Origin of the sequence: Enterococcus saigonensis (genome assembly GCF_011397115.1) — a bacterium.
GTDB classification, from domain to species: domain Bacteria; phylum Bacillota; class Bacilli; order Lactobacillales; family Enterococcaceae; genus Enterococcus_C; species Enterococcus_C saigonensis.
Map to the genome: position 1 here is coordinate 2,558,973 of NZ_AP022822.1, position 14,381 is coordinate 2,573,353.

Sequence of the window (14,381 nt, forward strand, 5' to 3'; positions counted from 1 at the left end):
CTCATCCCTCCTTGAAAAAGTGGTACAATAATGTTATCTCTAGCATAACTGACGGACTAGGAGGTGTCCATTATTTCAAAACAACGAGAACTGCTTTTTGATAATTTAAGAGGTGTTTTAATCTTTTTGGTAATTCTTGGGCACGCCTTAGAATATTTTCGTTTAAATAACGAAATAGCAGAATTCTTTTACGTTTTTATTTACCTGTTTCATATGCCAGTCTTCATTTTTATCTCTGGTTATTTTTCCAAGCGGGTACAAAAAGGACGCAAAAGCGCAGTCAAAACTTTTTTGATCCCTTATCTTATTTTAAACTTTATTTTAAGTATCATCTTATTATTAATGGGAAAAATCGAGACTATCACCATTTTAAATCCTGGGTGGACACTATGGTACCTCTACTGTATGTTCATTTGGCGCTTGTTGCTCCCTGATTTAATTAAAGTACGGCACGTTTTACTTTTTAGTTTTATTGTTGGTATTTTTTCTGGTTTATTAACAGAATTTGGTACGTACATGGCGATGGCGCGTACACTAGGTTTTCTGCCTTTCTTTTTGGCTGGTTATTACACCGATCGTAAACTGATTGAAAAACTACGACACTTTCCTTTTGCCCGATTATTAGGGTTTAGTGTCGTGCTTATAGGTTTGTTGACTGCTTTTATTTGGTTAAAGGCTCAACTCCCTCCTGAAATTTTATGGGGAGATCGCGCCTACGATCTCTTTGAAATTCCCCTTTGGCAAAATATCTTAGCTGATATGTTCCTTTATGCATTAGGATTTGCTTTTGTTTTTGCCTTTTTGGTAATGGCGACAGAAAAACGTCATTTTTACACAGTATGGGGACAAAATACGTTAGCAATTTACCTCTTGCACATCTATCTGATTGCCCCTATTGTTCAACTTGGCGAATTTATCCAAAATCCTTTACGCCATGGTTTAATTTTAGTTGGCGGGGCACTTTTAACAGTTTACATTCTATCGCGTCCTCTTGTGACCCACCGTTTAGGAATTGTTATAAAAAAGGTGAATCAGTGGATTATGCCTGAAAAAAATAAAAAAAGAACCAAAGAATAGGTTGAGAAAACAGCCTTCTTTGGTTCATTTTTTTATTTTTTTTCTTTAAAATAGCGGAAGCAACTGATAAATACGAGTAAAACGAATACAAATAAGAAAATTAACGCCAACTGAGAGCCCAAGACCGTTCCCATTTTATAGTCAGTTTGACTTTTTTGGGCCAAATTAATAATTGTTGCCACGATGGCTGTAGCCACAGCACCGGAAAATTGCTGAAGTGTGTTAAAAATGGCGTTGCCATCTGCAAACATTTCGGTTTTGATTTGGCTCATACCCGTGGTCATCATATTACTATATGAAAAACCAATCCCAATCATATAAAATACGTGAGCTGCAACAAAGCCAAGTAAAACAGGCGTTTGCAACAAAAGTGTCAAGGCTAGCCAACCAATAGTAACAAGTGCTAAACCAATTAAAATAGGTTTTTTGGCACCGTGATTATCCAACACGCGTCCTGAAATCGGCGCTAAAATTGCACCAACAGCAGCTCCTGGTAGCATCACCAGTCCCGCTATAAAAGCATCTTTTCCCATTACAATCTGGATAAAATTCGGTAAGACAAAGGAAATACCTAATAATAAAAACTGACAAACTAAAAATCCCAATAAGAATAAACGAAAGCCCTTATTCTTTAAAACAGTTAAACGAATCAATGGTTCTCTAACTGTTGTCGCACGGTGATAAAATAAACCTAAGCCTACTAATCCCACCACAAGTGGTACCAAACTCATTAGCGTACCGATTTGATTTAAGAATAATAAGAATCCTGTAAACATCAAGACAATGCCTGCCATACTGGGTACGTCCAGTTTGCCACCTTTTTGAATAGCCATTGCCGGAATTGCATATAATCCCAAACCCAACGAGAGTAACAATACAGGAACTAAAAACAAGAATATATAATGCCACGTCATTGCCGAAGTTAATACACCGCCGTATGTTGGACCAATAGCTGGTGCAATGGACGTCGTCAAGTTCCCAATTCCAATCATTGCACCGCGTTTTTCAATTGGCGTATACGTTAAAATGATATGAAACATTAATGGCAATGCAATCCCGGTACTGATACCTTGAAGTAAACGCCCTACCAGCAGCATCAAAAAGCTAGGTGACCAAAAGTCAATTAGCAGTCCTGCAATAAATAAAAGATTAGAGGCCAAAAACAACGTCCGAATTTGAAAATTTTTCAACAAATACGTTGAAAACGGCACGATAATGGCAATAACTAAAAGATAAATAGTCGTGACCCACTGCACTTGACCTGTCGTAATACCAAACTCACTAATTAAAGTGGGAAAGGTAACATTCATCGCTGTTTCAATTAATACACCAGCAAACGACATCATTCCTGTTGCCAACACAGCTAGTAACAAGTGAATTTTTTTCTCCATCAAATTCCTCCTATTTCTCTTCACCGTACAAAACTTAGGCTGTTGAGGCTGATTCGTACCAGTTGCCAGTATTCGTCAAAAAGAACACCCTGATTTTTTTAACCTTTAAGCCCAAAAAAAGAGAAGCAGTTTCTATCGAAATAGAAACCGCCTCTCTCTCGACACGCCAAAAGACGTGTTATCTGTACGATTTGAAAATATTCACAAAGTTCATTTTACCTACTTTTATAGACTGGGTCAAGCTGTCTGCTTAACTTTTAAAAGTTTGTTTCATTAAAAACTACTCTTCTAAAGAAAATCCATCAAATGTTTCGCCATCATAATATTTTAATAGTTGGGTAGCACTTAATAAAGAAGTGGTTTGGACTTCCTCTGAACTTTCTTCTAGCAAACTTTCTCGATAGGCAGCATATTTTTCTGCTAATTGGCGATACAGCGCCTGTCGAGAGTGCCCTTCTGCTGCAATCTGAGGTAATTCTCGTAAAAAACCACGATAAATTAAAACATCCTCGATTACTTCTACTGGCATTTCAGTTACATGAAGATTTAGTTCCTCAAAGATTTCAAACATCTTATCCCTTTCTTTCGTTAAAATGACTCAGTTCTTCTATTTTCTTTTCCGGAATAAACCACATCACAAGCATTAACGCATTTACTACCAAAACACTAACCGGATGAATCAGCCAACCCGCCAACAATGCCGCAATGTTCATTACCAATGTTATTTTCATCTTCGGATAATGAGCAAATAATTTTCCTACCTCCGAATTTTTTCCATTTACTCGTACCAAAGCGTAACCTAACAGGTAATATGCCAAATCCGTACCAAAAATAACCAACCCATAGAGTAATTGTGGTGCTAACTCTACCGGATAATCTCCAATCCATGCCGTTGCAAAAGGAAATAACGTCATCATTAAAATAAACAGGTTATTGGCCCATAAAACCCATCCGTCCACTTTTTTTACGATATTAAATAGGTGATGATGGTTATTCCAATAAATAGCCAACGAAACAAAACTGATTAAATAAATAATAAATTGATGTTCCACACCAGCAAAAGCACGCCAGGTACTACCATCGGGCTCATGCAATTCCAAGACCAAAATTGTCATCACAATCGCAATAACAGCATCAGTAAATGCCTCAATTCGTGTTTTTGGCATCTCAATCTACTCCTTAATTTCTAATTCCCCTTCAATATCACTTAAAACACCTTGTACTAATTCGTGTCCTAAAATAAATTGATCTGGAATAGCACTTTTATTTTTCAAGCCAAATTCATTGATTTGACGAAAACCATAACGCGTATAATATTCTGGGTTTCCCACCAAGAATACTGCGTGATGCGCCATTTCTACTGCCTTTTCAAAAGCCGCATCCATTAAAGCTCCCCCGATTCCTTGATTACGATAATTAAAATCTACACACAAAGGAGCCAATAATAAAAAAGTATTGCGATTTTCTTTTGTCTTTATTTCTTGTTCACTTAACATAACATGACCAATGATTTTACCTTCCTTAACAGCTACAAATTCCAATTCAGGTATAAACGTTTCTTTTTTCCGCAAAGTTGTGACAAAATCTTGCTCTGTCCCGTCAGACACTTGCGCTGTTTTGAAAGCACCTTTTACAAGCTGATAAATAGCTGGATAATCATTGGGTACCGCTTGTCTAATTTCCATCATTTTTTTCCTCTTCATCTGCATATTGGTTCATCACTTTGGCTAAGACATCTTCCAATATATCTTCTTTGGAAAGTTCCGTCAAAGCTTGTGCTAAGAGCGTTTCATCGACGTTTACAATACTATCTGCTTGTAATTTATTCTTTGTCAAAAATTCCTGACTCAAAGGCAATACAACCTGATTTTCTATTTGCATCAGTCGTTTTTTTCGCATTTCTGCCAACGGACTCCCTCCTTTTTTACGTATTATAACAAATATTTGCAAAAATCATGACAATTTAGTCTAAATGCTGTTCTCCAACGATTTTACACAAAAAAATTAACAAAACGTATCTGGCACAAAAAAAACATGCCATAACTTAGTCTTTGGAAAAATCACACAAATTTTTAGTGTTTTTGAATAGTCTTAACTATTCGTATTGCAAAAAATTTTTTATGGGAAATTTTTTACTTTTCTCAAAATTAAAAAAAGACTGCAACAAGTAGTCACAGTCCTATAGGTTAATCATCAGTTTCTTTATTTAACACCTTACCACCTTGTGCGTCCAATGTAATTTCAATTTCTTGGTTGGTGTGTAACACTTTCAATTCCCACTTGGTTACGCCATCATCTTTTTCTAATTCAGCAGAAGTAACAGAACCGTCTGCTTGTGCTTGTGCTTTTTTGATTGCATCTGTTAAAGTAATTACCGCACCTGTTTTCACTTCATCTTCTTGCCAGTTTTTATCATCATTGACCTCACTAGTATCAGCAATTAATTTACCAGTATGATCAAACGTCATTTTGTACTCTTGGCTACTGTCTTCACCCTCAATTTCAACTTGTCCCGTTGGCCCTTGTGTTTCCCATTTGAAGTTCGTAATAATCGCTTCTGTATGAGCAGATTCAAATTTAGTTGTCGTTTCTTCAAACAATTCATTTTCCGGCATGATAATTCCATTTTTATCGGTAACCGTTGATTCTACTTTGCTACTTGAAGTTTGATTTTCACTTGTTGCTACACTTGAACTTACTGTTGTACTTTCACTACTTACGTTGTTATTATTTTTGTCATTATTGTTTTGACAGCCAGCTAAAATCAGCCCACTCAATACAACTGTGGTTAAAATAAGTTTTTTCATATCCCTTCCTCCTTGCCAAAGTATACTCTCATTAACTTCATGTTACCTGTTTTTGAGCAAGAATGCTACTAACAGAAATCATCATGCGTTATTTTTAATATATTGAGATACATAGTGATGAAAAAAACGAATTCCCGTGAATTCTTAAAAAACGAACTCTGTCAAGTGAAAATAGACAGTAAAAACTACCGTTGACCTTAGCAAAGACCCTTTTTAGTTAAATAAATTGTTATACTTTATTTTTGCAGTAAACAAACCAACTACAAAATCAATACCAATAAAAAAGACGGAAGCAAAAGTTAATCTGCTTTTTGTTTTCATCTCTTTTTTAATCGGGTATATACTTTATTTATTTTCCTTTAACATCTGCTTCGTAAAACCATTTGTTACTACCATTAACTTGGTAGGCGCGAATGCTGCCATATTTTTTCCGAATATCACGTACATTTTTGATGGTAAAAGTTTTTTTATAGTCACTTTTCAAGATGCAACCGCCGCTTTGATAAGAGCGTGCTGAAGTTTTAACATTTAACCGTTGTCCTTTTTTTAGCGCTTTAAAACTACTTGTTTGTAAAGCCACATCCCCTTCGTAATACCAGCGGTTTGAGCCTTTCATCTTATAAATACGCATATGAATCCCTTTTTTGGGAATCAAACGCATTCTTTCAATTTGATGGACTTTATTTTTATCCCCACTCGTAATTTTGCCACCTGTCTGATAGTGCGTCGCGCGGCTAGTCGTCACAACTTTAGTCCCGACTTTTAACTCTTTAAAACTGCTGGTCTGACGTGTCACGTCACATTCGTAATACCAACGATTGGTTCCTTTGGCACGATAGGCGCGAATGCTACCAAATTTCTTGGGTATATAACGAACGCTGTCGATCACAAAAGCACTCTTTTTGTCATTTGCCGTAATTTTTCCACCACTTTGATACGAACCAGCCGTCTTTTTCAAACTAAATACTGTGCCTATTCCAAGTTGTGAATAACTGCTGGTCTGACGTATCACGTCACATTCGTAATACCAGCGATTGGTCCCTTTGGCACGATAGGCGCGAATACTACCAAATTTCTTGGGTATATAACGAACGCTGTCGATCACAAAAGCACTCTTTTTGTCATTTGCCGTAATTTTCCCGCCACTTTGATACGAGCCAGCCGTACTTTTTAAACTAAAAATGGTGCCGTTGCCTAATAATCCATAACTACTCGTTTGCGGTTGAACATCTAACTCATACAGCCATTTTTTAGATTCTTTAACAGCATATATTTTGCGGCTACCCCATTTTTCAGTAATTTTTTTATATCCGGTAATTGTATAGGCCTTATTACGATCAGCACGTTGAATCCAAGTGCCGTCTGAATAACTCAACGCACTACTTTTTATCGTAATACTCGTTCCGTTTTTAATAATGGGTAGTTCATCTTTGATTATTCGACGAGCAAAATCTGGATAAAAATATTGAATAGCAAAAGCTGCGATTCGCTGACCAGGATAAGGGGCGTGAATCGCAAGTCCGTCTCCAATGTATAACGCCACGTGGGTCGTGGCATTACGGGGACCATAAAATAGTAAATCTCCTGCTTTCAAATTTAAATTTTGCCCTTTTGCACTACTCCGCGCAACTTCTGTACCTTGCTTTTCTTGTAGGTAAGTCACTCGCTGTAAGGGAATATTTAAACTTTTCAAATAAGTGTATTGAACTAACCCAGAGCAATCAAAATCATTAGGTCCGGCTGCTCCCCAACGATAGGGTTTATTTAAGTGACGCTTCACTTCGGTCACAATTTTTTGCTGCTCTGTCGTCATTGTCGTGCTGCTACGCGCATAAAGACTACGGTTGAGCTGTGCTTCATTTACTGCTGGTAACGCGTTAATTTGTGCTTTTTGTGCATCAGTCAGCGGTGATTGCATGGGAGCGGTGCTTTTAATTTCTGGTAATTTCCGTTGGGCGCGGGGCAAATTATTAGCATTTATTGTTTCTGTCATTTCTGATTCATTTACCTTACTACTTGCAGTTGCATCACTTACCTCTTCACTTTCTTTTGAGGCTGAACTTTCAGTAGTCCTGGCTAAAACATTCGTTGTAATCGTCTCTTTCTTTGTCTCAACCTGGGTTGAATCGACAGTTTCTGGTGATACAATTGCCATTTGAAACCCTAGTAAAGTTAAAAGCAATCCCATACTCCACTTCATTTTCTCATCCCTCTCTCATTTTACTCCCTTTTATTTTAGCATGTTCTTTCAAGAGACTTCAAACAATGCGATTTTTTTGTTCGAAAAATGACAATCGTAAAAAAAATTAGCGAAAACAACTCCTACCCGTATCTACATAAATTAATTTAATACAACACCCACGTTAGATAGCGATAGTTATTTTAAAACAGATCCTTACTTTCTTGCCCATTTTTCTAGCTTTCTATTTTTTCATTTCTCTGCCAATCACTGCAACAAAAAAAGCTAGAACAAATAACTTGTCCTAGCTTTTTAAAAGCTGAAATTTGGCTTTCATGTAATCTGATGAAAGTAACTGGTATCAGAGCAAAATATAAGAAACTTTTTTTGAGAACGCAACTTATTTTTTTAAGTCAAATATTTTCGTTACAGCCAAGTATCAAAACTTAATCAATTAATTTTGCTTTCTTTACATCTGAAATTGTTTTCGTACCAGCCAGTTGCATTGTAATGGATAATTCTTTATTTAAATGATCAAAGACAGATTTTACCCCTTCAGCGCCACCTAAGTTTAAACCATAAATAACAGGACGACCGATAGCGACTAAATCAGCTCCGCTAGCTAAAGCTTTAAAGACATGTTCTCCACGACGCACACCAGAGTCAAAGACAATTGGTACACGCTTATCGACAACTTCTGCTATTGCAGGTAAAACTTCAAAAGAAGCAGGACCACCATCTAATTGACGACCGCCGTGATTTGAAACCCAAATCCCATCTGCGCCGGCTTTAATAGCAAGATCAGCATCTTCTGGTGATTGAATTCCTTTAACAAAAACAGGTAAGTGCGTTAAATCTTTAATTTTTTTGATATCTTCTGGAACTAATCCTTGTTTTGCAGCTGCATAAATTTCTGCAATCCCTTTTCCTTCACCATTACCACTTGCACTTTGTTCAGAGTAAGCAGCTAAGTTAGGCATTGGTAGTGGAAATTGGAATTGATTGATAATATCTTCTTCGCGGTATCCACCTAATGTTGAATCCGCAGTCAAAATGATGGCTTTAGCACCTGCTTTAACCGCTTTGTCTAAAATAAATTCATTAAAACCGTCATCTTTACTCATATACAATTGGAAAAATTGTGGCGCATCTGGCGCAGCGGCAGCAGCATCTTCAATCGTTGTATTGGCATACGTGCTAATTGAAAAGATAGAGCCAGCAGCAGCAACACCTTTTGCGGTATCAGCTTCACCATTTTCATGAGCTAAACCTTGAGCTGCAGAAGGTGCTTGAATAATTGGTGTCTTCAAATCAATATCCCATAATTTTGTAGATAAATCGGCATGATCAATACCTTGTAAAATGCGGGGCATAATTTTTTTATTCATAAAAGAAGTAGTATTTTCTTTCATTGTCCATTCATCTTCAGAACCGCCACGAATATAGCCAAAAGCGCCAGCTTCCATGCGTTCTTTCACACGGCCTTCTAATGATGCAATATTCACGATATCAATTGGATGTTCTTCATTACTTGTATGATACATAAGACTTTCCTTCTCTCTTGTAAATTACGTGTTTATCTTAACTCTCTTATTAAAAGTAAGCAACTATTTATACTTGAAAAGAAAAACTGAAAAAATCCACTTCCCTTTTCCGTAATATGACTGAATTTTAGCAGTACCTATCGCGCTTATAGTAATAAAAGAAATCCCCATCTTTTGTACTTCATACCTTTATCTGGTACGAAAAACAAAAGATGGGGATTTATTAGATTATTTTACACTAAAGTTATGATTTACTTCTGCGGTTAAGATTGGGTGGGCTTGCAAGTACTCCGCAATCACTTCTGTCATATCCCGCGGAATTTCTTTGACAATTTTATCGGCACTAAACATCGCGTAATTCCCACCGCCAACTGCACGGTATTGGTTCATGACGACTTCCAATTTGTCATCAGGTAATATATCTGCTCCGCCTAATTGCAATTGCGTGATTTTTTCACCATAGGGTTTATTCAAATCAATCGCATAATCAATTCCTTCATACATATCATAATTATAGTATTGTGGTTTGGGATCAATAAATTTCGGGTTAAAGACAATTTTGCCATCGACTCGCACCAAATAATTGGCTGTTTGTTCCAACGCTGCTTTTAAATCTGCTCCTGTAATGTTTAATACGGCTAACGTATTCGGGTAAATATAATTGGTGATAACATCTCGCATGGTGATAATTTCACCAAAACCTTTACCCTCATTGTTGAATAAAGCAGTACCAGAAATTTTTGCACCACTAGCCCACATTTGCACACGATTAATAAATTCAATATAAGGATGCTCGCTAATTCGAGCCCCCATTGGATCGGTGATATGCATATTCCCTTGAACTTTACCAACGGGTTGATCCAACCAGCTTTCCAATTCACTATCCAGTTCTTGAATCAAATTAACAACTGTGGCATTAGCTTTTACATCCTTTGTAGCCACGATTTCTGCTGTTGGATTATTTACCTGCCAACTGTTATCGACTTGTTTTAAATCTAACGTAATTTTACCAATATAATTACCACGAAATCCTGGCTGAATGACTGGAACACCATTGACCACCGTCGCAATCTCTCGATGTTGGTGACCTGTTACAAAAGCATCAATGCCACTGACAGTGTGGAGTAATTCATAGCCTTCGTTTTCGCCAGTCAACATTTCAGTTGCTTCTCCAGTAGTTAAGTCTTTTTCAAAGCCGCCATGATAGGCAACAATGACAACATCAGCCATTTCGCGCAATTTCGGTACGTATTCTTTCGCCGTTGCCACTAAGCTTCTAAACGTTAAGTCTTTAACAGTAGCCGGTTGTTCCCAATGCGGGATATATTGGGTAACAACGCCTAAGATGGCAATTTTGATTCCTGCTTTTTCTAAAATAACGTAAGGCTCGCCAAAATATGGCTTACCATCTTTGCCTAAAACATTAGCCGCTAAAATCGGATGGTTGTAACTTTTAATTGCTTTTTCTAAATAAGGCAATCCATAGTTAAACTCATGATTCCCTAATAAGCCCACATCATACCCTATATGATTAATCACTTTGGTAATTTCTGCTGGATCCTGCTTTTGTTTTGCAGCGTAATAACTTAAAGGTGATCCTTGAATAAAATCACCATTTTCAATTTTAATAACAGGCCCTTGTGCTCGGGCTGATAATTCTTGCATTTTAGTTGCAACTTTGGCTGTACCAAAAGGCAGATCAGCACCTTTTTCCGCATAGTTGGTTGGTTGAATGTAGCCGTGCATATCGCTAGTAGCTAAAATGGTTAATTGCATTTTTTTCGTTCCTTTCTCATTGTTTAAACCTTATTTCAGTTGGTTCTCAGCGAATATATTTTAAACTATTTTCCTCTGCCATCATAACACAAAGCCCATTGCAATTTATTTGGTGATTTATTTTTTGCGAAGAATTTTTTACAATAAATAGACGAAAGCTGCCTAAAAAAAATTTCCTCTCACCTTTTAGGCGAGAGGAAATTTTTCAAATCTTATTGATTCCACGCATCTTGTAATTGTGGTACAGAATCTTTGATTAATTTATTCGTATCTTTATCTGGATTAGACAAGATATTTTCCATAATTGCCCGAACTTCATTATAAGCAGGGTCAGCATTTTCTTTTACTGGAATAGAGAATAACTCTTTTGTTGCATCTTCTAAAATTGCAGGAACTTTTGTATTTGGTGATTTTTTGTATTCGTCGCTTTCCAAGACAGATTGTAAAATTGGCATATAACCGGTTTGTTCAGCCCAGTATAATTGAACATCTGGTGAAGACAAGTATTTCAAATACATGAAAGCAGCTGATTTTTGTTTGGCAGTTGCGCTGTTGAACATGTAAACGTCTGTACCTTGTTGCAAGTTGGTTTTTTCAGGGCGTGGAGCAACGCCATATTCAAATTTGCCTTCAGTATCTTTTTTCACGTAACCTTCACCAGCGATGGAACCAATGAACATTGCAACCTTACCGTTTGCAAATGGGCCAGATAAATATTTGTCTGAACCTGCAATTCGGAAGTAACCATCTTTTACACCATCTAAATAGTAATCAATAACTTCTTTTGATTTTTTAGAATCAAATTTTAAGTCTTTAGTGAAGTCTTCCCCTTTATTTTCCATACCAATAACATAATAGTTGTTTAGTGAGTCAAAACCAGCACCAATCACTTCATGATTTGATTTTTCGTAAATTGTTTTAGAGGCTTCTTTTAATTCATCTAACGTTTTTGGTACCGCAACACCATATTTTTTCAACAAGTCTGCATTGTAAACCAATGCTTCTGTTGATTTGTTAAATGGAATTCCATATTGTTTGCCTTCAATTTGTGCGCCTTCTAATAATGGTTTGCGAATTTCTTCTTGTTCGCCCCAACCGATTGTTTTGTCATCCATGTAAGGTTTTAAATCTACTAACATGTCATCTTGTGCAGCATTCCATAACCACCCTGGATAAGCTTGGCTGATTGTTGGTAAATCATTTGGAGAAGGTAGTGTTGAATTGATTTTTGCTTGTAAGTCTGAGTATTGTGATTGGTTTTGTAATTCAATTTTGATTTTTGGATTTTCTTTCATGAAATCTTTGGTAATTTTGGTTAAAGCTTCTTCTTGTGCGCCATTCATTGCATGCCAAAATGTAACGGTAGTATCTTTATCGATAGAAGTTACGATTTTGTCGCTGTCGCCTTTTGAACTTTCTTTTGAACCGTTACCACAGGCTGCTAACGCAAAAACTGCGGCAGTTGCCAATACTGCTGTACCCAATTTTTTGAACTTCATTTCTTACTCTCCTTTGAACTCAGTGATTTTTTCCCCACGGGTGGGAAGTATTCTTTTACCATACGGATTTTCCAGTTTTTCTGGTTTTAGCGTATGGATTGGAACCAAAATTTTAGGCTCGATCATTGAAATAATGGTATCGAGGTCTTGTGGAAAAGCGTGTCCGGAACAAGCCAGACGAACGAATTCCACTTTCTTCAAGTCTAGTAAATCCAAGAAGACTTGATATTTGGGATCAAAATATCCCAAAGGCTGGGCGTCCATATGGAAATACATGCCGCCGCTTTGTAATTTTTCGAAGTTTGCGACTGCTTGCCACAAATAGTTGTGGTCATCTGCTAATAGTTCTTCATAAGATACTTCCAATTTGGTATCTAAACTAGAAATAGTCGTATCCGCATTTAAGGGATAATAATAAGGAACATTCATACCAAAGACATCTTGCATCAAAGCTGCCATATTTGCTTCTAAAACAACCGTCCGAGGAGATTTTTCAATAATTTGTTCAAAGCGTTTCACATTGGCAGGATAACCATTAAAAGTCAATTGTCGTTTTTGGTTTGCTGCAATTTGCTTCACCAATTGCGCTATTAAATCTTCTTCACTGAAAACTTTGATTTCTTCTGTTTCTTTCTCGTCAAAACTAATGCTGACGCCTTCCATCATTAACAAGTCGGTATGGCGTGCTTTTTGGCAAAAGTCCAGCGTAAACTGACGATCGTAGCCATGTAACCGCAAGTCACCTGTATAAGTAATAAAACTGTCCGGCGTATGAATTAATAATGCACACGCGCCATAGGCATCGTGGTCTACTGGCACCAATTCTACTTTGATCTTTCCAACGGTTATAACATCATAAGCATTTAATCCAATCATTTCTCGCGTAAAGTTTTTTGCTTCAAAAGGGGACGGAATTAGAAAATCCCCATTGCGATTTAAACTTCGCAAAATTTTTACCGTTTCATTTAATGTGTACAACGGAATTTTAGGATCCAAATAATTAATCATTTTAGAATGATCCAAATGTGCATGAGATAAAAAGACTGCCGTCTCCTTGTATTCTTGCTCATCTTCCCCGTGGTACGTATAGTTTAAGCGCGGATCGTAAATACCTTTTAATTCTGGTATTAAACGATTTTTCAAAAGCGTTGCGAGATTATCATCTTTTAAGCCCAATTCTGGTCGGTATTCCGTACCAAAATCAAAGAAAATGTGAGCATCTTCATAGCTGACTTCAATAATAGTACCGCCAATGGTCAAGATGCCACTATGAAAAGTGATGGTGGTTTTACCCTTTGATACCATTTTTTGCCACTCCTCGAATAATTTCTTTTCTAAAGATCAAATAAATAATTAAGATAGGAATTACCGTCAACGTTGCTGCAGCCATTTGCAAATGCACATCACTTCCACTTTCAGTGGTGAATGCAGCTAGACCATTATTTAACAGACGATATTTTTTTTCGTTGGTAACCAATAACGGCCATAAAAAAGAATTCCAACTGGAAATAAAGGTTAAAATTCCGACTGTAACTAACGCCGGACGGGACATAGGAACTAAGATACGCCAAATGTATTCCAAATCAGAAGCTCCATCAATTTTTGCTGCTTTATAAAAGGTACTGGAAATACCTTTTAAGTAACTGTTTAGATAGTAAATATAAAAAATACTTGTTAAAAAAGGAATGATTAAAGCGGCATAGCTGTTTAACAACCCCATTTGAGCAATCGTGTTGTAATTGGTAAAGATAATTGATTCATAAGGTACCATCAACAACGATACCATAATCCCTACTACTAAACTTTTGAACTTAAATTCCAAACTTGTTAAAGCAAAAGATGCTAAAACAGACGTAATCAACGTGGCTACTGTTGTGACAAGTGATACAAAAACTGTATTGATAAAATATTGTAAAAACGGTGCTTTTGCAAAGACTGCCGCATAATTTGCCCATTGGAATTTCTCTGGAACAATCGTTGGTGGAATACTTGTGGCCTCACTATAGGTCATAAGTCCAGCTAAAACCATGTAAATAAATGGGAATAAAGTGATAATGCCTAATACCACTAGGAAAACCAAGGCAATGATGGTTACGACTTTTTTCACG

13 protein-coding genes are annotated in these 14,381 nt (G+C 36.8%); 1 reads left to right on the top strand and 12 read right to left on the bottom strand.

Annotation, left to right across the window (positions count from 1 at the left end; all coding sequences use genetic code 11):
* The first annotated feature begins 63 nt into the window (after positions 1-63).
* Entirely contained in the window at positions 64-1,077 is a 1,014-nt protein-coding gene (locus EsVE80_RS12340) for an acyltransferase family protein (protein WP_173103958.1), read from the top strand.
* 32 nt (positions 1,078-1,109) lie between these two features.
* On the opposite strand, the gene EsVE80_RS12345 is transcribed toward EsVE80_RS12340, so the two are convergent.
* From EsVE80_RS12345 to EsVE80_RS12400, 12 genes are all read right to left on the bottom strand, one after another.
* Positions 1,110-2,468: an MFS transporter gene (locus EsVE80_RS12345; RefSeq protein ID WP_173103959.1), complete on the bottom strand. Its 1,359-nt coding sequence runs from the start codon at positions 2,466-2,468 to the stop codon at positions 1,110-1,112.
* 280 nt (positions 2,469-2,748) lie between these two features.
* Complete coding sequence (locus tag EsVE80_RS12350) at positions 2,749-3,039, bottom strand: hypothetical protein (RefSeq protein ID WP_173103960.1); 291 nt, start codon at positions 3,037-3,039, stop codon at positions 2,749-2,751.
* Between the two features lies 1 nt (position 3,040).
* Complete coding sequence (locus EsVE80_RS12355; RefSeq protein WP_173103961.1) at positions 3,041-3,634, bottom strand: TMEM175 family protein; 594 nt, start codon at positions 3,632-3,634, stop codon at positions 3,041-3,043.
* A 6-nt stretch (positions 3,635-3,640) separates the two neighbouring features.
* The gene (locus EsVE80_RS12360; protein WP_232061209.1) at positions 3,641-4,156 is read right to left on the bottom strand and encodes a GNAT family N-acetyltransferase; all 516 of its coding nucleotides are present in this window, start codon (positions 4,154-4,156) and stop codon (positions 3,641-3,643) included.
* Positions 4,143-4,367, bottom strand: a complete 225-nt coding sequence (locus EsVE80_RS12365; protein ID WP_232061341.1) for a hypothetical protein — start codon at positions 4,365-4,367, stop codon at positions 4,143-4,145. Before EsVE80_RS12365 ends, EsVE80_RS12360 begins: the two co-directional genes overlap by 14 nt.
* A 287-nt stretch (positions 4,368-4,654) precedes the next feature.
* Positions 4,655-5,275 carry a PepSY domain-containing protein gene (locus tag EsVE80_RS12370; protein ID WP_173103963.1) on the bottom strand — a complete coding sequence of 207 codons (621 nt, stop codon included), beginning with the start codon at positions 5,273-5,275 and terminating at the stop codon, positions 4,655-4,657.
* A 349-nt stretch (positions 5,276-5,624) separates the two neighbouring features.
* Complete coding sequence (locus tag EsVE80_RS12375) at positions 5,625-7,475, bottom strand: C40 family peptidase (RefSeq protein WP_173103964.1); 1,851 nt, start codon at positions 7,473-7,475, stop codon at positions 5,625-5,627.
* Positions 7,476-7,900: 425 nt separating this feature from the next.
* Entirely contained in the window at positions 7,901-8,998 is a 1,098-nt protein-coding gene (locus tag EsVE80_RS12380; protein WP_173103965.1) for a lactate oxidase, read from the bottom strand.
* 228 nt (positions 8,999-9,226) lie between these two features.
* On the bottom strand, positions 9,227-10,774 hold the full coding sequence (locus tag EsVE80_RS12385; protein ID WP_173103966.1) for a bifunctional metallophosphatase/5'-nucleotidase: 1,548 nt from the start codon (positions 10,772-10,774) through the stop codon (positions 9,227-9,229).
* A gap of 212 nt (positions 10,775-10,986) precedes the next feature.
* Complete coding sequence (locus EsVE80_RS12390; protein ID WP_173103967.1) at positions 10,987-12,273, bottom strand: ABC transporter substrate-binding protein; 1,287 nt, start codon at positions 12,271-12,273, stop codon at positions 10,987-10,989.
* A gap of 3 nt (positions 12,274-12,276) precedes the next feature.
* Positions 12,277-13,578 (bottom strand): MBL fold metallo-hydrolase, encoded by a 1,302-nt coding sequence (locus tag EsVE80_RS12395; protein ID WP_173103968.1) that lies wholly within the window; start codon positions 13,576-13,578, stop codon positions 12,277-12,279.
* Positions 13,562-14,380, bottom strand: a complete 819-nt coding sequence (locus tag EsVE80_RS12400) for a carbohydrate ABC transporter permease (protein ID WP_173103969.1) — start codon at positions 14,378-14,380, stop codon at positions 13,562-13,564. Before EsVE80_RS12400 ends, EsVE80_RS12395 begins: the two co-directional genes overlap by 17 nt.
* Between the last annotated feature and the right edge of the window lies 1 nt (position 14,381).

Bases quoted from the DNA above. Each gene is read 5' to 3' on its own strand.
- EsVE80_RS12345 (WP_173103959.1), bottom strand. From the start codon at position 2,468: ATGGAGAAAAAAATTCACTTGTTACTAGCTGTGTTGGCAACAGGAATG.
- EsVE80_RS12350 (WP_173103960.1), bottom strand. From the start codon at position 3,039: ATGTTTGAAATCTTTGAGGAACTAAATCTTCATGTAACTGAAATGCCA.
- EsVE80_RS12355 (WP_173103961.1), bottom strand. From the start codon at position 3,634: ATGCCAAAAACACGAATTGAGGCATTTACTGATGCTGTTATTGCGATT.
- EsVE80_RS12360 (WP_232061209.1), bottom strand. From the start codon at position 4,156: ATGATGGAAATTAGACAAGCGGTACCCAATGATTATCCAGCTATTTAT.
- EsVE80_RS12365 (WP_232061341.1), bottom strand. From the start codon at position 4,367: ATGCGAAAAAAACGACTGATGCAAATAGAAAATCAGGTTGTATTGCCT.
- EsVE80_RS12370 (WP_173103963.1), bottom strand. From the start codon at position 5,275: ATGAAAAAACTTATTTTAACCACAGTTGTATTGAGTGGGCTGATTTTA.
- EsVE80_RS12375 (WP_173103964.1), bottom strand. From the start codon at position 7,475: ATGAAGTGGAGTATGGGATTGCTTTTAACTTTACTAGGGTTTCAAATG.
- EsVE80_RS12380 (WP_173103965.1), bottom strand. From the start codon at position 8,998: ATGTATCATACAAGTAATGAAGAACATCCAATTGATATCGTGAATATT.
- EsVE80_RS12385 (WP_173103966.1), bottom strand. From the start codon at position 10,774: ATGCAATTAACCATTTTAGCTACTAGCGATATGCACGGCTACATTCAA.
- EsVE80_RS12390 (WP_173103967.1), bottom strand. From the start codon at position 12,273: ATGAAGTTCAAAAAATTGGGTACAGCAGTATTGGCAACTGCCGCAGTT.
- EsVE80_RS12395 (WP_173103968.1), bottom strand. From the start codon at position 13,578: ATGGTATCAAAGGGTAAAACCACCATCACTTTTCATAGTGGCATCTTG.